The following is a 21,458-nucleotide window of genomic DNA, read 5'->3' as shown; positions in this document are numbered from 1 at the left end:
TTGTGCTATACTTTTAATTCGTTATTTACGGCGGAAGGAGTAATATACGCAATGAATGAAAGACAACTAGAACAACAACACGTGGATGAAACCATTCAGTTGATCCAGCTTGAACAAAAGCTATTAAACACTAAACAACAATCTCTTACCCAAGAGATGCAAGATTCTACGAAAGACACCGCCAGCCATAAAATCAGAGGTGGGTCTAATGAATCCTTTTATGAATCAGCTGTCGAATACCGCCAACATGAGCAAGAATTGCTTTTAAAATACCATACGCTTGAATCGCAGCAAAAAAGGCTCCAAACGTTAACAGTTATGGAAGACAACCCTTACTTTGCCCGAATCGATTTTAAAGAAGAAACAGATGCAGAGACACTTTATCTAGGAATCGCTTCTTTAAGAGATCTCTCTGAAGAAACAATCGTAATCGACTGGCGTGCCCCAATTGCTAACCTTTATTACGAAGGGGAAATTGGACCAGCCTTCTATGAAACAGATACTGAAAAAATCAATGTTGAATTACTGCTGAAACGTCAGTTTAAAATCTTAGACGGAAAAATTATTTCGATGGTGGATACTTCTGAAGTGATCAACGATGATTTCTTACTAGAGATCCTAGACGATGCCTCAAGTGCGCATATGAAAAATATCGTCTCTACGATCCAAAAAGCCCAAAATGCCATTATTCGTGATACAACAAGTCAAGTGATGTTGATCGAAGGAATCGCTGGTAGTGGAAAAACATCCGCTTTATTACAACGGATCGCCTTTTTACTTTATCACAATCGAAAATGGTTAGATGCCGAGAACGTTTTACTTTTTTCTCCTAATCATCTTTTCTCTGACTATATTTCGACTGTTTTGCCTTCTTTAGGTGAAAGTGGTGTACCTACGCAAACCTTCAAGTCTTATTTGGAACAGTTATTACCTGAATTTTCATTGTTAGAAGAAGAGCAACAAGAAGTTGGTTTTTTATCTGGAGACAAGGACCCGATCCAAACCTTCAAAAGCGGTCTTCAACTAATCCATCAGATTGATCGTTATATCGATCATATTACTGGTTTTGGTCCCTTGTTTAGAGATATGAAAATTAATGGTCGGACGATTTTAGCAAAAGAATCGATCCGCAAATGGTATCAAGAAACCAATGAGCTCTTACCGTTACATCAACGTCTCTCCTTGTTGCAAACAAAATTATTAAAAAAATTGGGTGGACTCCAAAAAGATGAAATGCGTCAAAAATGGGTCAAAGAATTAGCAGAAGAACAATTGCAAGACTTATATGCGAATGATCCGAACCTTGAGTATACGGAGCAAAAAGAACAGTCTTTACGGAAAAAACTAGCGAATCAAATCGTGAAGAAAAGATTCCGTCGAATCTACCGCGGAATCAATCAGTTTCAATTTGTCAATTTGACCAAACAATACCTTCACTTTTTACAAACCGTACCTCAGGCGCTGTTGGCTAAAAATGACATTAGCGCAACGAGGTGGAACGATCATTCAGCCTTATTAAAAGAGAAGCTTCGTCAACGAGAACTACGACAAGAAGATGCAGTATTATTCTTCTTGCTGATGCGTCGCATCCATCCAGTGTCTGTGATGCAAAAAGCTCGCTATATCTTTATCGATGAAATGCAAGATTTCGCTCCCGCTCAGGTAGCTCTTTTACAAGCGATCTATCCAAAAGCTAATCTCACTTTTTGTGGTGATCTAAATCAAAATGTTTTCGGCAATGAAACGATTACTGGCTCTTTGGATCAACTATTTAAAGACCAAGAAATCACACACTTCCAGTTAACGACCAGCTATCGTTCAACAAAAGAGATCACGGATTTTGCGAATCATTTTCTTACTGAGGAAAATCAAGTAGAAACGACGGCTCGCAAAGGTACGCTTCCTTCTATCGTGAAAGGTTCCTCCTTAGAAGAACGATTAAATTGGTTAAAAACTACGCTTGAAACGACTCAAGAAAATACCCGTTACTGGCGTACCGCCATCATTGGTAAAACACAGACTGAGTGTGAACAACTCTATGAACAGTTGCCCGAATACTTAAAAGATCGTGTCCAATTGATTTCTGATGAAACAGATTTTATGAAACGACAAATCGTCCTACTACCAGCATTCTTGGCAAAAGGGCTCGAGTTTGATCGCGTTTTCTTATGGGGAATCGATGATACAAACTTTGCCACTGACCAAGATCAATTAGTTCTTTACACCATGTGTACAAGAGCCATGCACGAACTCGTTTTAGTTACTTCTGAATCTGAAAGTCCTTTGATTGAATCCATGGACCCAGCATTATATACCACTATCAATATATAAAAATAAAGGGTTGTGACAAAATTTTTGTCACAGCCCTTTATTCTTAATAAACGGTGTTAAAGAAGTAGCTTCAAGAATAAGAAGCTAACCACTTAGTCACAACCTCGCCTTTTAAACAAATGATTCAGTATCTGGATACTTTAATTTAACTAATGAAATAATCATTCGCAATTCTTCTATATTTTCAGGATACTCAGGATCAAAGACTTTACTATGACGCCCAATCCCCCCGTTATCTATCAGCCGATAAATTCGATTCCAATCAATAAACTGTTCGATTGATCGGAAGTTACTGATCGGATAGCCTCCACTATCAAGGATTTCTGATAAACGAAAAGCTAGATAAGCACTGTCGATCACTTTTACTTTTTTAGAATCATATTTTTCATTTTTTTCAATTAAGATTTTTGTTGGTTGATGTTTTAAGCTCCATTCTAACAAACGAAAGAAAGCTTCCATACGATAATTTTCTTCAAATAATCGAAAGGTTGAATCTGAACGTCTAAAAAGTAAAGGGATTAAATAATTTCTTTTGTAAATCAACATGGGGACGCGATCAACCATACATTCCAAATAGCGATTAAGGTAACCAGTACCTACGTAATTTCCTAAACGATAACCTTCTACACCATAATGGGCATATTTTTTTGCTAATTTTGAACAGTCTGTGATATTCACAGCTAACTCTTCGATCTTTTGGTAACCGCTTAAAATACGTTCAAAAGGCTCTAAACTAATTTTTGCTTCCATAAAATTTCCCCGCCTACATCCACATTCCTATGTATCATTTTTCCAATAATACGTCTATATCAATAATAACACAGGACGAAACAGAATAAAAAATAAAACATACGAAAAAAAGATAAAATCATTGATTCGTCATAAACTACTGTTTTTTCAGAACGAATGATCTTCTTTTAAGCGTAAAAAAATAGTCTGAGAGACGAATCGTCCCAGACTATTAGCAGGTGTAAAAACGAAAAACGGATAAATCGCAAGTCGGAAGCTATCCGATGCTTTCACAACCTTCATTCGTTTTTATCGTTTAGTCTTCCAATGCTACATTATGGAAAACATGTTGAACATCTTCCAACTCTTCCAACGCATCAATCATTTTTTCAAATGTTTCTTGGTCTTCTGGTGAAAGTGTCACTTCATTTTGAGGAATCATTTGGATCTCAGCAATTGAAAAATCAGTGATTCCTTTTTCTTTCAATGCTTCTTGGATACTATGGAAATCAGCAACTTCACCATAAACGATGATTTGTCCATCTTCTTCCATGACATCACGTACATCAATCTCTTTATCCATCAAATATTCAAGGATCTCATCTGCATCTTCGCCGGCAAAACCAAAAATCGCTGTATTGTCGAACATGTAAGAAACAGCTCCAGAAACACCCATATTTCCGCCGTTTTTACCAAAAGCAGCACGTACATCAGCAGCTGTACGGTTCACGTTGTTTGTTAAGGTATCAACGATGACCATTGAGCCATTTGGTCCGAATCCCTCATAACGTAATTCAGAATAAGTTTCATCTCCCGCACCTTTTGCTTTTTCAATTGCACGGTCAATAATATGTTTAGGTACATTATAAGTTTTCGCGCGTTCAATGACGAAACGTAGTTTTTGGTTAGCGTGTGGGTCTGGATCACCTGATTTTGCTGCTGCATAGATTTCAATCCCGAATTTTGCATAAACTCGGCTATTATTTGCATCTTTTGCGGTTTTTTTCGCTACGATGTTTGCCCATTTACGTCCCATATTCTCACTTCGCTTTCTAATTTTGATCGTTCATTTCTGATAGTGGTTAAGCACAAAAACGTCCTGTTCCATTATACTTGTGAATCTGGATTCTGTGAAGTATTTTTTCTAAATCTAGTCATTTTTTAGGGAGGTGTTTCCTTCTATGATCGATTATAGTCGTCTTTTGGAATAGCTACTCAACAAGCTAGACAAAGAATTTTTTACAAAGCGGCATATTCAAAATATTGAACTAAACTTTCATTCAGATTAGTCATTTCACTTTGTTCCCACCAACCAGGTTTATTTCGAAACATAAGGTCTTCTTCCAAAATTTTGTTCAGGTATCGCCCCACCGAGTTGATAGATTTGATCACTCCGAACCAAAAGGTGTGCCAATTCTGCTTCTTTTTTGCCGATTTTTGAGATCAAGGGTATCTCTTTCTTTTCTTTTAAAAACTGTTGTCCTGCCTTGGTGAATCCTAAAATATTCAAGTAACATTTGGCTTGTTGGTCATGGACTTCCTCATGATGGATGTTCAATAATACGTAACAAGCTAAACGTTGGATTCTCGTCCAAGTATATCTTTTCGTCTTGACTAAAGTGACAAATTCCTCGAAAGAAGTGGCTTTCTTCGCAGCCGATTGCATTCTCACTTCAAGTCCTTCCGTCATCTGATAGATAGTTTTCAAATTGGCTAGCTCCGTAGAAAGCAAACGATAACGTAACAAGGGCCAGTAATTCGCCCATGTTTGTTGCGAACCTGCTTCGATCATCGCTGCGGTGGCAGCAGGTATAAAATTCGTTACGGAGCGTTGTTCACTGAGCGCTTTGCGAATAGCGGTCGCACTTGCGATGGAGGAACTGCTCCATTCTTCATCGTGATAACCAGCAATTTTTCTGGTAATCGGTACTAATTTCATTGGCTGGGCATACTGGGCATTTTCTTTCGCATAGCTTAACCCTAAAATGTGATTAGGAGAAGAAAAATCGAGAGCGATTTCTGGATAAAGTGTGTTGAACACTGCTGTCATCTTCTGCGGATAGCTCATTCCTTGATCAGATAAACGTTGAAATTCACGGTCAATCCTTAATTGATTTTGCTTTACAAATTTCCCAAAAGCTTCGTAATTAAATGTCGACTCTTCTTCTGTACCAAAACAAAGATGTGTACAGCCGAGCATCTGTAATAATCGCACAGCTCCTTTGGCAAAGTAATCTGCTGATTGCACAGACCATTCTATCGGTAGTTCAATGACCAAATCCACTCCGTTTTGGAGGGCAGCAGTTGCTCTGGACCATTTGTCGATAATTGCAGGCTCACCACGCTGTAAAAAATTTCCACTCATCACTGCTATCACGATATCTGCGCCCGTTTGTTCACGAGCCATTTCCGCATGGTAGCGATGCCCATTATGGAAAGGATTATACTCAACAATAATGCCACAAATTTTCATCACATTTCCTCCTTTTCTTAATAGGAATAAAACAAACAGTTCATTCTTTCGGTCAATCCAAAAATGATCGATTCGGTTTTTTACTGTAAAAAAATAAGCAGGAGAAATCGAAAAATCGTTTCTCCTGCTTTTCAAATGACGCTTCAGCTTATTTTTCATCAAGATATTTCTAAAGTATTTTTTTCGTTTTTTAGCAGAAAAACGTCACTATTTGGCGCAGACTTTGTTGATGATTTACTCGTCTTTGCCATTATTCGTTACTTTTATACTATTATAATACTGTCTGAAACAACGCGATTCACAGCAGTTTTTTTGCGATTACACCTCGCGATAAGGTAATGTTTCGTATTCAACAAAAGACTTTTTTCGTGTCCTATTCCTTATATGCCACAAAAAAGAGACGTTTTGTATCTTCCTTTGGTTGTTCGTCGGTGAAATCACCAAATGCTTCTACCTTAGAAAAACCACTATTTTCTAACATTCTTAAATAATTATCCAAAGAATAAGTTTGCTCTTGATGCAGTTCGTCTTCTCGAATAAACTTACCTGCTTCTTCGGGATCTTCCACAAAGAAAGTCAAGAAATGTTCAATACTGTGCTTTTCCTTGCCTGGGTAGCTATCCCATAAAAAGGCAAACTGATCATTTTGATAATGGTAACTATATTCAGGAAAAACCGTGTCGATTTGATAGATAGAATGAACATCGAATATAAATCGTCCATTTTCTTCCAGCGCTTGATACACTTCGTCAAATACTTGCTGCACTTCTTGCTCATTCTTCATATAGCACAAAGAATCTGAGAAACAAGTGATTGCTTGGTATTGACCAATTTCTGACAGATCAAGCATGTTTCCTTCAACAAATTGGATCGGTGTTTCCTCTTCAAACGCACGTTGGCTAGCAATCATCAACATCTCTTCTGAAAGATCTAACCCTGTAACATGGTACCCAGCTTTAGCAAAGGCAACAGCTAGAGCACCTGTTCCGCAAGCTAATTCTAAAATATTACATGTTTCACTTGGTAAGTGTCGTTTTGAGAAATCTAACCATTGTTGATATAAGGTTTCATCCATTACCTCATCATAAACGAAAGCAAATGTTTCGTAAGCCATATTAATCGATCCATTCATTTAGGTCAACAAGTGGTGCATCTGACCATAATTTTTCTAAATTATAGAAACTTCTTTCTGGCGCATGGAAAACATGGATGATCAGATCTCCTAAGTCGATCAGGATCCATTTTCCGCCTTCTTTTCCTTCGATACGTTTTACTTCGTAATTGTTTTCTTCTTCTTTTTCAATAATTTCTTCTGTAATTGCATTTAGTTGTCGTTCACTGTTTGCCGAACAAATCATGAAGTAATCTGCTAGTAAAGATACTTCTCTCACATCTAAAGCAACGATATCTTCTGCACGTTTTGAATCGGCAGCTTGCACTGCAATTTGTAGTTGTTCTTTGCTATTTATAGTAATTTCCTCCTAATGGGTAGAGATTATTTTTTAGCTACCCAATGATTATATGTTTCAATTGTTTTTGGATAAATCTGTTGTTCTTGTTCAATCAAGTGAGCTAATGTGTGCTTTGTCTCAAAAGCTACCGCTTCGTCTAAATCAAGCAACGCTATTTCACGCGCATCTTGGACTCCAGGAAACGAGCGACCAGGTTCAATATAATCTGCTACATAGATGATTTTATCTAATAAAGACATTTCAGCCGCACCAGTGGTATGAACTCGAATGGCATGAAGGATCTCTTCATCTGTGATACCAAGCTCTCTTTCAACAAAAGAGGCGCCAACTAAACCATGCCAAATCGCATTTCCATAATGAAGAAGCGCTGGGTCATAGCCATCTCGCTTGATAACTAAAATAAATTCATCATCAGGCCGTTCTTTCGCATAATCATGTGTCAAAGCAGCAATACTAGCTTTTTCTAATGAACAGCCGTATTTGCCGGCAAGGGCAATCGCCGTCTCTTCCACACCAAGAACATGCTTGAAACGTCGTTCACTCATTCGCATTTGGACTTTTTGCATCAACTCTTCTCTTGAGTAAGTTGTGTATTTATTACTATAGTCCATCTTGATATAGCCCTTCTTTCTCGATATACTCAATGACCTTATCAGGTACTAGATAACGAACGGAACAACCTTGCTGGATCTTCTGCCGTATTTTAGTTGAGCTGATATCAATAGTTGGCACATCGACCCAAATCACTGGGTAAGGCGTTTCGGTTGAGTAACCTGCTCGACGAATACCAACAAAATTGACCATTGTCATTAGTTCATCGATTTTATACCATTTTGGTAGATATTCTACCATGTCGCCACCGATAATAAAATAGTAATCGGTATTAGGGTTGTTTTGTGTCAGAGCTTTCATCGTATCATAAGTATAGCTTTTGCCTTTTCGAGATAACTCGATCGGTTCAATAGCTAAAAAAGGATTATCTGCTATCGCAAGTTCAAGCATGTTTAAGCGATGATTGGCAGCGATTGTCGTTTTTTCATCCACATGTGGAGGTTGATAAGAAGGCATTAAATAGACCTCATCCAACCCTAAATTTTTTCCTGCCTGTTCTGCCATAACTAAGTGTGCCAGGTGAACTGGATTAAAAGTACCACCTAAAATCCCCACCTGTTTGCGTTTTTCAAAAATTTGAGGCATCTCTTGAGGAAATACTTGAGATTCGACAAAAGCTTCCGCTTGCGATTTCATATTAACCACTCCTTAAATTGCGTTTACTTCTTTAGAGATACGTTGATATTTTTCCTTTGAAGAGGGTTTGTATAATACAGGAACTCGTCCAATGATTTGAACAACTCGACATCTGACTGTTTCTTCTAAAATACCAGCTACCTCTTCAGGAATCTCATCGGTATTTTGTAATAACGTTACTTTGATTAATTCACGTTTTTCCAGCGCTTCTTCAATCTGAACCATCATGGCAGAATTGATTCCACCTTTACCAATTTGAAAAATCGGTTGTAGGTGGTGTGCTTGGCTTCGTAAAAATCTTTTTTGTTTTCCTCTTAAAGTCATATTCTTCCTTCTTCCTTAAATCAAGGCCTTTCGTTTCATCACATTCACACCTTTTGGCGCCCAACCTGCTACGACTGCCGGTTGTGTCACTGTGATCCATCCTAAGCCAGCAAATACGATATCTGTTTTTTCTTTTACCGAAAATTCAAAACGAACCAATTCGGGAAATTCATTTACTTCATCGGGACGAGGTGGTTGTAATAATCCACCGACGTGTTTCACATAAAATTCATCGGCTTTTGCTAATTTCGTTCGATGAATAGTGACATCATTTGAAACATAAGCAATAAATGAACCGCGTTGCCCACTGATAAAATCAAACCTTGCTAAACCGCCGAGAAAGAGTGTCTGTCCTTCATTCAATTGGTATCCTTTAGGCTTGATTTCTTTCGTTGGTGCAATGATCCTTAAATCTTTTTTTCCAAGATAATGCGCCATTTGATGTCGATGGATAATCCCAGGAGTATCAATCAAGAAGTGCCCATCATCTAAAGGAATCTCGATCTTATCTAAAGTTGTCCCTGGAAATTGAGAAGTCGTAATCACATCTTTGACACCTGCTGTGTTCTTGATGATTTGATTGATCAATGTCGATTTACCGACATTTGTCACACCAACGATATAGACGTCACGACCTTCACGATACTCTTCGATTTTTTTGAGTAGATTTTCCATTTCATTCGCTTTTTTTGCGCTTGTCAATAATACTTCAACCGGACGCAATCCAGCTTCATGTGCACGCTCTTTCATCCATTGGATCATTTTTGGTTTCTTCAGCGACTTAGGTAAAATATCCACTTTGTTTCCGACCAAGAGCACCGGGTTATTACCTACAAAGCGATGTAGTCCAGGGATCAAAGAACCATTAAAATCAAAGATATCGACAACATTGACGATCAAGGCATCTTCTTGTCCTAGTTCATTCAGCAGGCGCAAAAAATCATCATCTGTCAGTGAAACATCTTGGATCTCATTATAATGTCTTAACCGGAAACAACGTTGGCAATAGACCTCACCTGATTCTAGTCCTTTTTCTAATGCTGCTTTTGGTGTATACCCTAATTCATTAGGATGGTCGGTTTGGATCGTTGCTCCACACCCAATACACTGTAGTTCTTCGTTCATTCAATTCCACCTCGCCAGCCCATATCAGGATTGTGTGCTAATAAATAGGCCATGATTTTGCGTTCCCAAAAACGATTGAATCGTGTTTTCCAACTATCCGTTTCAATAATTGGTTTAACCAAGATACTTCTGATACCCGAACGATTAGCTGCTCGGATATCTGTCATGATTTGGTCACCGATCATCACAATTTCATCATCTGAAAGATTCAACATTTTTTTTGCTCGATTCATTCCTACGGCTAAAGGTTTTAATGCCCGAGCAACATACGTCAATTCAAATTTATCGATCGCTCGTGCTACTCGTTCAGAGCTATTGTTTGAAACAACCACTACTGGAATACCAGCATTTCTCATTTCTAAGATCCAGTCGAGTAATTCCTCTGTCCCATCAGGATTGTTCCAAGCGATCAACGTATTGTCCAAGTCAGTCAAAACTGCTTTAATCCCTAAGTTTTTTAATTGTGCAGGGGTTATCTTGTAGATGGCATCGACCATCCATGTTGGTTTATATTTTGAAAACATTTTGTCTCCTCATCTGCAAAAAATGAAGGAGCACGAAATGTACTCCTCAGCCCTATATTATACTTCATTCTTTCCAAAAAAACTACCTCTACACCTGAATCCTTCTGAATAAACAACTATTAACCTGAAATGATGAACAGACCGAAGTCACCAAACACTTTTAAAAGAGAAGAAATCATCCGTCTGACTACACTGATAAAATAAAAACTCTCCAAACACGAGAAACTGTTTCGAGAGTTTTCATTCGATTTTTTATTCTTAGGATGTTACTTGTTTTTATAATATTTTGGATAAAAATGCGACTGTTCGTGGATGACTGGTTTGTTCAAAAATAGCCGTCGGTGTACCTTCTTCAAGAATGGTTCCTCCATCCATAAAAAGAACTCGATCACTGACTTCTTTTGCAAAGCCTATTTCGTGAGTCACAATGATCATAGTCATCCCTTCACGAGCTAATTGCAGCATGATTTCTAACACTTCTCCGACCATCTCCGGATCAAGAGCTGAAGTCGGCTCATCAAATAGCATGACGTCGGGTTGCATGGCTAAAGCTCTCGCAATGGCGACCCGTTGTTGTTGTCCCCCAGATAAAGACTGAGGATAAGTATCGGCTTTTTCTAGCAGACCTACTTTCTTTAGCAGATCTCTAGCAATCTTTGTTGCTTCTTCTTTTGATTGCTTTTTGACTTTGATTGGTGACAAAGTGATGTTTTCTAAAACCGTCATATTAGGGAATAGATTAAACTGTTGGAAAACCATTCCCATTTTTTCTCTTGTTTTAAAAATATCATTTTGCTTGTCGGTAATTGTCATTCCTTCAAACTTGATTTCACCAGAAGTTGGTATCTCTAATAAGTTGATGCATCTTAGTAACGTGCTTTTTCCCGAGCCTGATGGTCCTAAAAGTACCACGACTTCTCCTGGATAAATTTCAGCGGAAACGTCTTTCAGTACTTCCTGTTCACCGAATTTTTTATTTAAATGTGTAATTTTGATCAATGATTTGGCCATTTATTTTCACCCTTCATCCTTGGTATCCTTTACCTAATTTTTTCTCCCAACGATTTAGTAACCGAGAAGTAGCAAACGTCATGATGAAATAAACGGCTGCTGCTATAAAATAAGGCTCTAATGGAACATACGAATTGGATATGACGATTTGCGCCGCTCCCATCAGTTCATTGATTCCGATCGCAGTCAACAGGGAAGAATCTTTGATCAACGTAATAAATTCATTGCCTAAAGGAGGCAAAATATTTCTTAATGCTTGTGGTAAAATCACATAACGCATCGTTTGAGCTGGACGCAACCCTAATGAATAGGAGGCTTCTGTTTGACCGTTGTTCACTGCCAGGATCCCCCCACGGATGATCTCTGCCACATAGGCACCGGAATTTAATGATAACACGATCATTCCTGGAAGCAGGCGGCCAAGATCAACAGTTAAAACACCTACTTCTAAATCTTTTGAAGGAAAAAATCCTTGAAGCAATAAAAAGCCGATCATGATTTGTAGAAGCATCGGTGTTCCTCGTAACACTTCGATATAGACATTAGCTAAAACATTCAACGGTTTCTTTTTGGACAATTTTAGTAACGCCATAAGTAAACCGATACCCGTTCCCAAGATCACTGTGACGATCGAAATCATGATTGTTATTCCTGTACCTGATAAAAAATAAGGGAAATATTTATCTAAAAAAGAAAAATCCACTCTGCCTGACCTCTATTCTGCCGCTGTTTTTTCAGCTAATTCGTTATTTTGTTGAATAAATTCTTCAATTTTCCCTTCATCATTCAACTTTTTGATAATTTGGTTTAATTCTTTTTGTAGTTGACTGCTTTCTTTAGGTAACGCAATAGCAAAGGCTTCATCAGGAGCTGGCTCAAGTGAAATATCAGCGATCATCAGATCAGGATTTTGGGCGATATATGATTCGGCGATCGTTTTTTCAACGACTGTCGCAGCTAATGAGCCTTGGTTAACTTCAACGATCATGTTGGGAACTTTGTCGATTGTCACAAGCTTCGCACCTTTCAGTTGCGTCTTAACTAATTCCTCTTGAATTGATCCCTTTTGAGCACCCACATTTTTATCTTTTAGGTCATTCGCATTGCGATAGATTTCTTTATTTTTTTTGTTGATGATCACAACTTGTGGTGGGTTGTAATAATTGTCTGTGAAGTCAAATTGTTGTTTTCTTTCATCTGTGGCAGAAATCGCAGAAATAGCGAGATCTGCTTTCCCTTCTTTTAAGGAAGCTAAAACGGTATTGAAATTCATATCTGATACTTCAGCTTTTACTCCTAGTTCTTTCGCGATTGCTTTAGCTAAGTCAATATCAGATCCTACGATTTTATCTTTCCCGTCAACCATCGTATGAAACTCAAACGGCGCGTAATCAGCCGACGTAGCTACTTTTAGTACCCCGCTTTTTTTAATCGCTGCTAACTGATCCTTTTCCTGACCTTGAGCAGTCGTATTGCTGCTGCCACATGCACCTAAAGTCGCTAGTGCAAACAGTACCGTTAACATCCCAAAGAATTTTTTCATGTCATTTTCCTCCTACGTTAAAACTTTTGTATTAAGTGAAGTAATTATAGCATGAAACTTTCAAAAAAAAAGCATTTTTTGTATATTTATTTAAAAAAATGTATTTTAAGGCGAATATATTGTATATAAAACAAATAAAAGAATAATTATTTTAGAATAGTTTTCAATAAAATGAAAAAGAGCTAAGAATGAAAAAGTCATCTTAGCTCTTTTACAGGTGTAACCTTAAATAGAGTTAGTTAATCCCCTACAAGAGTTGCAAATAAGTAGCATGACCACGTTTGTCTCTCAAAGTCAACTGAAGAAAAACCTCAAAAAGCAATCGTCCTACAAAGCGATCCCTGTCATCTAACAGGAAATGGTGTGCAGGTCGATTGCTTGCTTTTTTCATTCTATTTAGTGCATAACTGTTTGTCTTATTCTTTATAACTGTTTAAAATTTACGGAATCTTTGATAACGTCGTTCAAGCAACTCTTCAGTGGAAGTTTGACATAGTTCGGTCAATTTTTCAATCAATGATTTTTGTAACATTCGACTGACTTTTTCTTTACTTAAAGCTTGCCCATTTACTGTTTCCGGTATCACACGATCAATGACATCTAATTCTAATAACTCAGCTGCCGCAACTTTCATTAATTCAGCCGCTTCAGCTGCTCGACTACCATCTTTCCACAAAATCGACGCAAAACCTTCAGGAGATAAGACAGCATAAATCGTCTGTTCAAGCATCCAAACTTCATCAGCTAAGCCAAGAGCCAATGCTCCTCCGCTTCCACCTTCACCAATGATGATTGCAATGATCGGTACTTTTAGATCAGACATCTCTAATAGGTTTCTGGCAATCGCTTCTCCTTCACCACGTTCTTCTGCACCGACACCACAATAGGCACCAGCAGTATTAATCAGTGTGATAATAGGACGATGGAATTTTTCTGCCTGTTTCATCAGACGAAGTGCTTTACGATATCCTTCTGGATGAGGCGAACCAAAATTTCTGCGAATATTTTCTTGAAGGTCTCGTCCTTTTTGGATCCCAATAACTGTGACAGGTTTTCCATCTAATTTGGCAACCCCACCAACGACTGCTTCGTCGTCTCCAAATAAACGATCGCCATGAAATTCTTGAAACCCCTCAAAGATATCTTCAAAAAAATCAAGACTCGTCCAACGATCCTTTTCACGCGCCAGTTGAACGATCTCATGTGCTGTTTTATCCATGATTTATCCAACCTTTCTGCGTATGCATTTCCAACAAATGATGGATCGTTTCTTTTAGTTCTTTTCTAGGAACGATTTGATCAACAAATCCATGGGTAAGTAGAAATTCTGCTTTTTGGAAATCTTCCGGTAATTCTTGTTTGATCGTTTGTTCGATCACTCGTCTACCGGCAAAACCAATCAAGCTTTGGGGTTCAGCCAGGATCACGTCGCCTTCCATTGCAAAACTCGCTGTTACGCCACCTGTAGTTGGATCGGTCAATACTGTTAGATAAAACAAACCGGCATTGCTATGACGTTTGACAGCTGCTGAGATTTTCGCCATCTGCATCAAAGAAAAAATGCCTTCTTGCATTCTGGCTCCTCCAGAAGCAGTGAACAAGACAACGGGTAAGCCAGCTTTTTCAGCCCGTTCAAACAAACGGGTGATTTTCTCACCTACAACGGTTCCCATACTGCCCATGATGAAATTAGAATCCATGACACCAATCGCAAATGGCAGACCGTGAATCGTTGCTTTTCCTGTCAATACCGCTTCATGCAATCCTGTTTTTTCTTGCATAGTTTGGATCTTTTCTTGATAATCAGGGAAGTTCAAGGGATCTTTTGTTACTAAATCCGTGTCCCATTCTTCTAAACTTTTTTCATCGATGATCAATGCTAATCGTTGCCAAGCACCAATACGAAAGTTATAACTACAATGAGGGCAAACCTTCTCATCACCAATATCTTTTGTATAAATGATGTGTTTACAATTAGGGCATTTAGCCCACATATTATCTGGAATAGACGGCGCATTCGTTGGTTGTTCTGCTCGATTAGGATTAATTCGAATGTATTTTTTCTTTTTGAATAAAGCCATCTACTCTTCTCCTATCTCTGTTTCAGGTGTCCAGTTCGGTAAAAAATCTTCTTGTAAAAAGGCGGTACTATAGTCCCCTGCGATAACTGCTGGATGACTGATTAAATCCATTTGGAACTCTGCATTCGTGATCACACCATCTGTGACCACTTCACTCAACGCCCGTTGCATTTTCATCAATGCCTCAAAGCGAGTGTCTGCATGAACGATCACCTTAGCGATCATTGAATCATAATAAGGTGGAATCGTATAGCCAGAATAAACGGCACTATCAACTCGAACGCCCATGCCTCCTGCTGGTAACAAAAGGTTTTTGATTGTTCCAGGTGATGGTGCAAAATGAAAAGCCGGATTTTCTGCATTGATTCGACACTCAATGGCGTGACCAGAGAATCGCACATCTTCTTGTTTGATTTCCAACGGTTGCCCCGCAGCAATTTCAATTTGTTTTTTTACCAAGTCAATGTTTGTAACCATCTCAGTTACCGGATGTTCGACTTGGATCCGCGTATTCATTTCCATGAAATAAAATTCTCCCGCTTCATCCATTAAAAATTCAATCGTTCCAGCATTTTCATAATTAACCGCTTTGGCTGCACGAACTGCCGCTGCTCCTAATTCTTCTCTTTTATTCTGAGAGATGACCACTGAAGGGGATTCTTCTAATACTTTTTGATTATTTCGTTGAAGAGAACAATCTCGTTCGCCTAAATGAAGGACATGCCCATAATGATCACCAAGGATCTGTACTTCAATATGTCTTGCTGGATAAATGATTTTTTCTAAATACATTTCATCATTTCCAAAAGCCGCTGCTGCTTCTTGCTGCGCAGAAGAAAAATGTTGCGGTAATTCTTCTTTTGATAAAACTTTACGAATCCCTTTTCCGCCACCGCCAGCGGCAGCTTTAAGCATGACCGGATAACCAATCTTATCCGCTACTGTTAGTGCTTCTTCAACTGTTGATAATACGCCATCACTTCCTGGAATAACAGGTACATTGGCTTCTTGCATCAAGCGACGTGCATTGATTTTATTCCCCATCGCATCGATCGTTCGACTCTTTGGACCAATAAAAGCAATATTACATTCTTCACACATAGAAGCAAAACGGCTATTTTCAGATAAGAACCCAAAACCTGGGTGAATCGCTTCTGCTTTGGTCACGATGGCTGCACTCAAAACTGCTTGGACATTCAAATAGGAGTCCGTCGCTTTTGCAGGACCAATACAAATTGCTTCATCTGCCAATTGAGTATGCAATGCGTCAGCATCTGCTTGTGAGTAAACAGCAACAGTCTGAATACCAAGCTCACGACAAGCGCGAATAATTCGTACGGCGATTTCGCCGCGATTAGCTATCAAAACTTTTGAAAACATAACTCACCTATCCAATCATAAAAGTTAATTCAGCTTCAGCAACTTTTTTGCCATCCACTTTTGCAATTCCTTTACCAATACCAGCAGAAGATTTGATTTTCGTAATTTCTACTTCAAGATACAGTGTATCCCCTGGAGTGACTTTTCGACGGAATTTTGCTTTGTCTAAACCACCAAAATAAGCAGTCTTTCCTTTAAATTGTTCCAAGGATAATAACGCAACTGCTCCTGCTTGTGCCATCGCTTCAACGATCAAGACACCTGGCATCACAGGTTCTTCTGGAAAGTGACCTTGGAAAAAGGGTTCGTTGATCGTCACATTTTTCTTTGCAATGATTCGTTCGCCTTCCACCATTTCTTCGACACGATCAATCAGCAATAGCGGATAACGATGTGGTATGATTTCTTTAATTTCTTGAATGTTCATATTGCTCCTCTTTCCTCTTTTGCTTAATTTGGTTGAATTCTAAATAGTGGTTGATCGTATTCAACAACCGCTTCATTTTCAACAAGAATCTCAACGATTTTCCCATCGACTTCACTTGTGATTTCATTCATCAATTTCATTGCTTCAATGATACAAATCACTTCACCTTTTTTGACACTATCTCCCACTGACTTAAATTGTGGTTTATCAGGGGCAGGTTGTAAGTAGACGATTCCAACAATCGGTGATTTTACCTCGACACCTTCGAAACTTTCTTGTGATACTTCGACAGATGCTTGAGGTGCTTCACTAACTGGCGTTTGTTGGATTGGTGTTTGAGGTACTACCGTATCTCTAGGCGCTTCTGTAGCTACTGGCATTGGAGCCATTGCTCCCATTCCACGACTAGATTCATTTTTATTCATATATAATTCAAATTGACCTTCTCTTAAATCAAATTCAGTTAAAGTAGATTGATCGAATTGACTGACTAATTCCTTGATCTCATTGATATTCAAGATTATTCCTCCCAGCGTTTCATACACAAGACCGCATTGTGACCACCAAAGCCTAACGAATTGCTCATTGCATAAGTCAATTGCGCTGGTTTGCTTTCATTGATGACAACGTTCAAGTCAATTTCCGGATCTTGTTTTTGGACATTGATGTTTGGTGGAATAAATTGATGTTCCAGCGCCATTAAAGTAGCTAACGCTTCAATCCCTCCAGCTGCACCTAATAAGTGTCCAGTCATGGATTTCGTGCTGCTGACATATGTTTCTTTGAATGAATCACCTAATGCCAGTTGGATCGCTTTTGCTTCTGCTTGATCATTAGCGGGTGTACTTGTCCCATGGGCATTGATATAGCCAACATCTTCTGGCTTAATACCCGCTTCATCCATAGCTAATTTCATTGCTTTGGCAGCGCCTGAACCATCTGGTGTAGGAGCAGTCATATGGAACGCATCACAATTAGCACCGTAACCAACGATTTCTCCATAGATTTTTGCACCACGAGCTTGAGCATGTTCTAAAGATTCGATCACTAAGATACCCGCTCCTTCGCCCATCACAAAACCGTTACGTTCTTCATCAAAAGGAATCGAACCACGAGTAGGGTCTTCAGCATTCGATAGAGCTGTTAGTGCAGCAAAGCCAGCAATTCCCATTTCACAAATTGTTGCTTCTGCCCCACCAGCTAGAATGACATCTGAATAACCATGTTTGATATTGCGGTAAGCTTCACCAATAGCATTCGTTCCACTCGCACAAGCAGTAACGATTGCTGTACAAATCCCTTTAGCACCTACACGTAGTGCAATGTTGCCGGCAGCCATATTTGCAATAGCCATTGGAACAAACATTGGTGAGACACGTTGCGCGCCTTTTTCGTGTAATCGGATCACTTGGTTTTCGATCGTTGGCAGTCCGCCGATACCGGAACCAACAATGACACCAAAACGATCTTGATCGATTTTCTCTTTATCCAGACCGCTCATCCCTAATGCTTCTAGTGCTGCATAGATCCCATAAATCGAGAACATGTCCATTCGTTTACTGTCTTTTTTCACAAAATATTTGTCGTATGGAAAATCTTTGACTTCACCTGCTAGTGTGATTCCAGTTTCTGTGGCGTCAAATTTAGTAATGGGAGCAATCCCATTCGTTCCTTTTTGCAAACTATCTAAAAAGCTTTCAGCATCATTACCGATTGGTGAAGTGACACCATAGCCTGTAATTACTACTCGATTCATTATTGTTTTCCTCCTTTTTATCCGTGCATCACGAGACCGCCATCAACATTGATGACCTGTCCTGTGATATAAGGACTCTCTGCTAAGAAAATCGCAGCATTCGCAACATCTTCCACGCTGCCAAAACGTTGCATTGGAATTTGTTTTACTACTTGCTCTTTGACTTTATCAGATAACACTTCGGTCATATCCGTAGCGATAAAACCAGGAGCAATGGCATTACATGTAACACCGCGTGCAGCTGCCTCACGAGCAACAGATTTTGTAAAACCAACGACACCAGCTTTGCTTGCTGCGTAATTTGCTTGTCCGACATTACCAATCAAGCCTGAAACACTTGACAAGTTGATAATTGCACCTTCACGTTTTTTCATCATTTTCTTTAAAACGTGTTGTGTCATATTGAATGTTCCTGTTAGGTTGATATCTAAACAAGCTTTAAAATCTTCTGCTGACATGCGCATCAATAATTTATCGTTCGTAATCCCTGCATTATTGATTAGAATATCGATTGATCCTAATTGTTTTTCTGCTTCTTCTACCATCAAACCAGCTTTTTCATAATCTGAGATATCGCCAGAAACACCGATGCAGTTCACACCTTGAGCTTTGATCTCATTGATTTTTTCTTCTGGAATTGCTTTTCGTCCATTTAAAACGATGTTTGCGCCTGCTTTTGCAAAAGCTAGCGCCACAGCGGCACCAATTCCTCTTGTGCTACCTGTTATAAATACATTTTTTCCTGTTAGCTCCATAACATGCCTCCGATACTTGTCATTGTTTCTTCTAAAGTTTGTTGATTTTCTACTCTTAAAACCGGAATCGTTTTATCGATTTTCTTCATAAAGCCACTTAATACTTTACCTGGTCCAACTTCGATCACTCGTTCCACACCAAGTTCTTTTAATTGATGGATGCTTTCATAAAAATGTACCGGCTTCATCACTTGTTGTTCAAGCAGAGTCGGTATCCGATCTTTGTTCATGATTTCAGTTGTCGTATTACTGATGACAGGAATTGCTGGCTCATTAAAAGTGATCGTTTTTAGCTCAACGGCTAATTTTTTTGCTGCTGGTGCTAAGATTGCTGTATGAAACGGACCACTCACATTAAGTGGAATCATTCGTTTGATGCCTTTTTCTTGCATGATTCTTACTGCTTCATCCACTGCTTGTTCTTCACCGCCAATTACGATTTGCTGGGGTGTATTATAATTTGCTGGCGAAACAATTCCTAATCGTTGAGCTTCCAAACAGCTTTCTTCAACCACTTCTACAGGTGCATTCATAACAGCTACCATTTTCCCACTACCAAGTGGTGCAGCCTCAGTCATATAAGCCCCTCGTTTTGCCACTAAAGCCACTGCTTCACTAAATGACAAAGCTCCACTAGCTACTAAAGCGGAATATTCGCCTAAACTTAATCCTAGAGCAGCTTGAGGTGTAATCCCTCTTTCTTTCAACAAACGATAAAAAGCAATGCTGACCGTTAAGATTGCTGGTTGCGTATAAGCGGTTTGATTGAGTCGTTCATTTTCTGAAAAACACAATTCCGCCATATCATAGCCTAGAATATCACTTGCTTCATCAAACGTTTCTTTGACGATAGTTTCTTGATAGAGATCTTGTCCCATGCCTGGATACTGAGCGCCTTGTCCGCTAAATAAAAATGCTGTCTTCATGTATTTTCTCCAATATTTTTAGGATATATGCTCATGTCTTGATTTATTAAAAAGGACCAAGACACTCCTATTTAAGGAAAATGTCCCAGCCCCCAACCTAATCTTAATGATTATGCAGTTTGTTTTTCAACATAAGTTACTAAATCTTGAACTGTTTTGATGCCGTCTTCTGTTTCGATTTTCACGTCAAATTCGTCTTCGATTTCATTAATGATTTGGAATAAATCCAAGCTATCAGCTTCTAAGTCTTCTTGGATGTTTGTTGTTAATTTGATTTCTTCTGTTTCTTTTCCTAACTCTTCTGCAATAATTTCTTGAATTTTTTCGAATACCATACTATATATTCCTCCGATATTGTTTACAATTTTATGTTTTATCAGCTTACAGTTCCATGAGGATACTTCCCCATGTTAAACCTCCACCGTAACCTGTAAATACTACTTTTTGTTTTTTTCCTAAAGTGATTTGCCCACTAGCTACCGCTTCATCTAATAGGATTGGAATACTTGCAGCAGAGGTATTTCCGTATTTATCCATATTGGTTAAGAATTTTTCTTGCGGTATTTTTACCTTGCGTGCAATTTTCTCAATGATTCTAAGATTTGCTTGATGTAAAAGCAGATAATCAACTGACACATTTTGAGTGATGTCTTTAATGTTTTTTGCAACGTCTCTTACAGCAAAATCAAAGATATCTCTTCCTATCATTGATAAATAAAAAGAGCCTTTTGCATCCTTTACATACACCGGTGATCCGTTCGAATGATAGCCAGCTGTGAGTGACGTCCCTCGAGTGCCATCTGCTTCCAGATGTTCTGCAATTATTTTCTGCTCTGTACCAGCTTCAAGTAACACACCACCAGCACCATCACCAAACAGGACAGCCGTTGAACGATCAGACCAATCGATTAATTTGGATAATGTCTCGCCACCAATCACTAATCCTTTATTTGAACCGCACCGAATCATTTTCTCTGCCATGCTTAAAGCATAAACAAAGCCTGAACATGCTGCACTAAGATCAAATGCAATTGCATTTGTTGCACCAAGTTTACCTTGAACTTGGACAGCCACAGAGGGTGTCGTAAAATCAGGAGACATGGTTGCTACAAGAATGAAGTCAAGTTCTGTCGGATCGATGTTCTTTTTTTTGATGAGCTTTTCTGCTACTAAATAGCAAAGATCAGAAGTTTCTTGATCTGTGACGCAACGCCTTTGTTTGATACCTGTTCGCGATGAAATCCATTCATCTGAAGTGTCCATCATTTTGGAAAGATCATCATTGGTAATGATTTTTTCGGGAAGGACACTAGCTGTTGCTGTGATCGTTCCAAATTGTTCCATTAAAAATCC

Annotated in this window: 24 protein-coding genes; 1 reads left to right on the top strand and 23 read right to left on the bottom strand. The window is 38.8% G+C overall.

Going from position 1 to position 21,458, the window contains the following annotated elements; translation table 11 throughout:
- Nucleotides 1-51: 51 nt before the first annotated feature.
- Entirely contained in the window at nucleotides 52-2,331 is a 2,280-nt protein-coding gene (gene helD / locus IGJ27_RS04130) for an RNA polymerase recycling motor HelD (RefSeq protein WP_373191419.1), read from the top strand.
- Nucleotides 2,332-2,442: 111 nt separating this feature from the next.
- On the opposite strand, the gene IGJ27_RS04125 is transcribed toward helD, so the two are convergent.
- The 23 genes from IGJ27_RS04125 to IGJ27_RS04015 form a co-directional block, all read right to left on the bottom strand.
- On the bottom strand, nucleotides 2,443-3,081 hold the full coding sequence (locus IGJ27_RS04125) for a hypothetical protein (RefSeq protein WP_010719653.1): 639 nt from the start codon (nucleotides 3,079-3,081) through the stop codon (nucleotides 2,443-2,445).
- 295 nt (nucleotides 3,082-3,376) lie between these two features.
- Entirely contained in the window at nucleotides 3,377-4,096 is a 720-nt protein-coding gene (locus IGJ27_RS04120; RefSeq protein WP_063626840.1) for a YebC/PmpR family DNA-binding transcriptional regulator, read from the bottom strand.
- Between the two features lie 282 nt (nucleotides 4,097-4,378).
- Entirely contained in the window at nucleotides 4,379-5,533 is a 1,155-nt protein-coding gene (locus IGJ27_RS04115; RefSeq protein WP_178306089.1) for a nucleotidyltransferase, read from the bottom strand.
- 373 nt (nucleotides 5,534-5,906) lie between these two features.
- Nucleotides 5,907-6,647, bottom strand: a complete 741-nt coding sequence (locus tag IGJ27_RS04110) for a class I SAM-dependent DNA methyltransferase (RefSeq protein ID WP_010719656.1) — start codon at nucleotides 6,645-6,647, stop codon at nucleotides 5,907-5,909.
- Between the two features lies 1 nt (nucleotide 6,648).
- Entirely contained in the window at nucleotides 6,649-6,972 is a 324-nt protein-coding gene (gene rsfS / locus IGJ27_RS04105; RefSeq protein ID WP_010719657.1) for a ribosome silencing factor, read from the bottom strand.
- A gap of 56 nt (nucleotides 6,973-7,028) precedes the next feature.
- The gene (gene yqeK, locus IGJ27_RS04100; RefSeq protein ID WP_010719658.1) at nucleotides 7,029-7,616 is read right to left on the bottom strand and encodes a bis(5'-nucleosyl)-tetraphosphatase (symmetrical) YqeK; all 588 of its coding nucleotides are present in this window, start codon (nucleotides 7,614-7,616) and stop codon (nucleotides 7,029-7,031) included.
- A complete protein-coding gene (locus IGJ27_RS04095) occupies nucleotides 7,606-8,253 on the bottom strand; it encodes a nicotinate-nucleotide adenylyltransferase (protein WP_126344383.1) in 648 nt (215 codons plus the stop codon). The genes yqeK and IGJ27_RS04095 overlap by 11 nt, the downstream gene beginning before the upstream one ends.
- 12 nt (nucleotides 8,254-8,265) lie before the next feature.
- Nucleotides 8,266-8,577, bottom strand: a complete 312-nt coding sequence (gene yhbY, locus IGJ27_RS04090; RefSeq protein ID WP_438791689.1) for a ribosome assembly RNA-binding protein YhbY — start codon at nucleotides 8,575-8,577, stop codon at nucleotides 8,266-8,268.
- Between the two features lie 15 nt (nucleotides 8,578-8,592).
- Entirely contained in the window at nucleotides 8,593-9,702 is a 1,110-nt protein-coding gene (gene yqeH, locus IGJ27_RS04085) for a ribosome biogenesis GTPase YqeH (RefSeq protein ID WP_010738128.1), read from the bottom strand.
- Entirely contained in the window at nucleotides 9,699-10,226 is a 528-nt protein-coding gene (locus IGJ27_RS04080) for a YqeG family HAD IIIA-type phosphatase (protein ID WP_010719662.1), read from the bottom strand. Before IGJ27_RS04080 ends, yqeH begins: the two co-directional genes overlap by 4 nt.
- A gap of 276 nt (nucleotides 10,227-10,502) precedes the next feature.
- Entirely contained in the window at nucleotides 10,503-11,237 is a 735-nt protein-coding gene (locus tag IGJ27_RS04075; RefSeq protein WP_010738129.1) for an amino acid ABC transporter ATP-binding protein, read from the bottom strand.
- 13 nt (nucleotides 11,238-11,250) lie between these two features.
- Entirely contained in the window at nucleotides 11,251-11,940 is a 690-nt protein-coding gene (locus tag IGJ27_RS04070; protein WP_010719664.1) for an amino acid ABC transporter permease, read from the bottom strand.
- 12 nt (nucleotides 11,941-11,952) lie between these two features.
- Entirely contained in the window at nucleotides 11,953-12,780 is an 828-nt protein-coding gene (locus IGJ27_RS04065) for a transporter substrate-binding domain-containing protein (protein ID WP_010719665.1), read from the bottom strand.
- Nucleotides 12,781-13,213: 433 nt separating this feature from the next.
- Nucleotides 13,214-13,999, bottom strand: coding sequence for an acetyl-CoA carboxylase carboxyl transferase subunit alpha (locus tag IGJ27_RS04060; protein ID WP_010738133.1), 786 nt, complete (start codon nucleotides 13,997-13,999; stop codon nucleotides 13,214-13,216).
- Complete coding sequence (gene accD / locus IGJ27_RS04055; protein WP_010719670.1) at nucleotides 13,992-14,861, bottom strand: acetyl-CoA carboxylase, carboxyltransferase subunit beta; 870 nt, start codon at nucleotides 14,859-14,861, stop codon at nucleotides 13,992-13,994. Before accD ends, IGJ27_RS04060 begins: the two co-directional genes overlap by 8 nt.
- Complete coding sequence (locus IGJ27_RS04050; RefSeq protein WP_010738135.1) at nucleotides 14,862-16,241, bottom strand: acetyl-CoA carboxylase biotin carboxylase subunit; 1,380 nt, start codon at nucleotides 16,239-16,241, stop codon at nucleotides 14,862-14,864.
- Nucleotides 16,242-16,248: 7 nt separating this feature from the next.
- Nucleotides 16,249-16,668 (bottom strand): 3-hydroxyacyl-ACP dehydratase FabZ, encoded by a 420-nt coding sequence (fabZ, locus tag IGJ27_RS04045; RefSeq protein ID WP_010719672.1) that lies wholly within the window; start codon nucleotides 16,666-16,668, stop codon nucleotides 16,249-16,251.
- 23 nt (nucleotides 16,669-16,691) lie between these two features.
- Nucleotides 16,692-17,186: an acetyl-CoA carboxylase biotin carboxyl carrier protein gene (gene accB, locus IGJ27_RS04040; protein ID WP_178306091.1), complete on the bottom strand. Its 495-nt coding sequence runs from the start codon at nucleotides 17,184-17,186 to the stop codon at nucleotides 16,692-16,694.
- Between the two features lie 2 nt (nucleotides 17,187-17,188).
- Nucleotides 17,189-18,424, bottom strand: a complete 1,236-nt coding sequence (gene fabF, locus IGJ27_RS04035; protein ID WP_010719674.1) for a beta-ketoacyl-ACP synthase II — start codon at nucleotides 18,422-18,424, stop codon at nucleotides 17,189-17,191.
- A gap of 17 nt (nucleotides 18,425-18,441) precedes the next feature.
- Nucleotides 18,442-19,179, bottom strand: a complete 738-nt coding sequence (fabG, locus tag IGJ27_RS04030) for a 3-oxoacyl-[acyl-carrier-protein] reductase (protein WP_010719675.1) — start codon at nucleotides 19,177-19,179, stop codon at nucleotides 18,442-18,444.
- Nucleotides 19,170-20,105 (bottom strand): ACP S-malonyltransferase, encoded by a 936-nt coding sequence (gene fabD, locus IGJ27_RS04025; RefSeq protein ID WP_178306092.1) that lies wholly within the window; start codon nucleotides 20,103-20,105, stop codon nucleotides 19,170-19,172. Before fabD ends, fabG begins: the two co-directional genes overlap by 10 nt.
- A gap of 110 nt (nucleotides 20,106-20,215) precedes the next feature.
- Nucleotides 20,216-20,440 carry an acyl carrier protein gene (locus IGJ27_RS04020; protein ID WP_005876288.1) on the bottom strand — a complete coding sequence of 75 codons (225 nt, stop codon included), beginning with the start codon at nucleotides 20,438-20,440 and terminating at the stop codon, nucleotides 20,216-20,218.
- A 46-nt stretch (nucleotides 20,441-20,486) separates the two neighbouring features.
- Entirely contained in the window at nucleotides 20,487-21,449 is a 963-nt protein-coding gene (locus tag IGJ27_RS04015) for a beta-ketoacyl-ACP synthase III (RefSeq protein ID WP_178306093.1), read from the bottom strand.
- Between the last annotated feature and the right edge of the window lie 9 nt (nucleotides 21,450-21,458).

This window comes from Enterococcus sp. DIV1726a (genome assembly GCF_051710985.1).
In the GTDB taxonomy this organism is placed as follows: Bacteria; Bacillota; Bacilli; order Lactobacillales; family Enterococcaceae; genus Enterococcus_B; species Enterococcus_B hirae.
Note: the sequence above shows the minus strand (reverse complement) of the source record. Positions and strands in the feature narration are given on the sequence as shown.

Bases quoted from the DNA above. Each gene is read 5' to 3' on its own strand.
- helD (WP_373191419.1), top strand. From the start codon at position 52: ATGAATGAAAGACAACTAGAACAACAACACGTGGATGAAACCATTCAG.
- IGJ27_RS04125 (WP_010719653.1), bottom strand. From the start codon at position 3,081: ATGGAAGCAAAAATTAGTTTAGAGCCTTTTGAACGTATTTTAAGCGGT.
- IGJ27_RS04120 (WP_063626840.1), bottom strand. From the start codon at position 4,096: ATGGGACGTAAATGGGCAAACATCGTAGCGAAAAAAACCGCAAAAGAT.
- IGJ27_RS04115 (WP_178306089.1), bottom strand. From the start codon at position 5,533: ATGAAAATTTGTGGCATTATTGTTGAGTATAATCCTTTCCATAATGGG.
- IGJ27_RS04110 (WP_010719656.1), bottom strand. From the start codon at position 6,647: ATGGCTTACGAAACATTTGCTTTCGTTTATGATGAGGTAATGGATGAA.
- yqeK (WP_010719658.1), bottom strand. From the start codon at position 7,616: ATGGACTATAGTAATAAATACACAACTTACTCAAGAGAAGAGTTGATG.
- IGJ27_RS04095 (WP_126344383.1), bottom strand. From the start codon at position 8,253: ATGAAATCGCAAGCGGAAGCTTTTGTCGAATCTCAAGTATTTCCTCAA.
- yhbY (WP_438791689.1), bottom strand. From the start codon at position 8,577: ATGACTTTAAGAGGAAAACAAAAAAGATTTTTACGAAGCCAAGCACAC.
- yqeH (WP_010738128.1), bottom strand. From the start codon at position 9,702: ATGAACGAAGAACTACAGTGTATTGGGTGTGGAGCAACGATCCAAACC.
- IGJ27_RS04080 (WP_010719662.1), bottom strand. From the start codon at position 10,226: ATGTTTTCAAAATATAAACCAACATGGATGGTCGATGCCATCTACAAG.
- IGJ27_RS04075 (WP_010738129.1), bottom strand. From the start codon at position 11,237: ATGGCCAAATCATTGATCAAAATTACACATTTAAATAAAAAATTCGGT.
- IGJ27_RS04065 (WP_010719665.1), bottom strand. From the start codon at position 12,780: ATGAAAAAATTCTTTGGGATGTTAACGGTACTGTTTGCACTAGCGACT.
- IGJ27_RS04060 (WP_010738133.1), bottom strand. From the start codon at position 13,999: ATGGATAAAACAGCACATGAGATCGTTCAACTGGCGCGTGAAAAGGAT.
- accD (WP_010719670.1), bottom strand. From the start codon at position 14,861: ATGGCTTTATTCAAAAAGAAAAAATACATTCGAATTAATCCTAATCGA.
- IGJ27_RS04050 (WP_010738135.1), bottom strand. From the start codon at position 16,241: ATGTTTTCAAAAGTTTTGATAGCTAATCGCGGCGAAATCGCCGTACGA.
- fabZ (WP_010719672.1), bottom strand. From the start codon at position 16,668: ATGAACATTCAAGAAATTAAAGAAATCATACCACATCGTTATCCGCTA.
- fabF (WP_010719674.1), bottom strand. From the start codon at position 18,424: ATGAATCGAGTAGTAATTACAGGCTATGGTGTCACTTCACCAATCGGT.
- fabG (WP_010719675.1), bottom strand. From the start codon at position 19,179: ATGGAGCTAACAGGAAAAAATGTATTTATAACAGGTAGCACAAGAGGA.
- fabD (WP_178306092.1), bottom strand. From the start codon at position 20,105: ATGAAGACAGCATTTTTATTTAGCGGACAAGGCGCTCAGTATCCAGGC.
- IGJ27_RS04020 (WP_005876288.1), bottom strand. From the start codon at position 20,440: ATGGTATTCGAAAAAATTCAAGAAATTATTGCAGAAGAGTTAGGAAAA.
- IGJ27_RS04015 (WP_178306093.1), bottom strand. From the start codon at position 21,449: ATGGAACAATTTGGAACGATCACAGCAACAGCTAGTGTCCTTCCCGAA.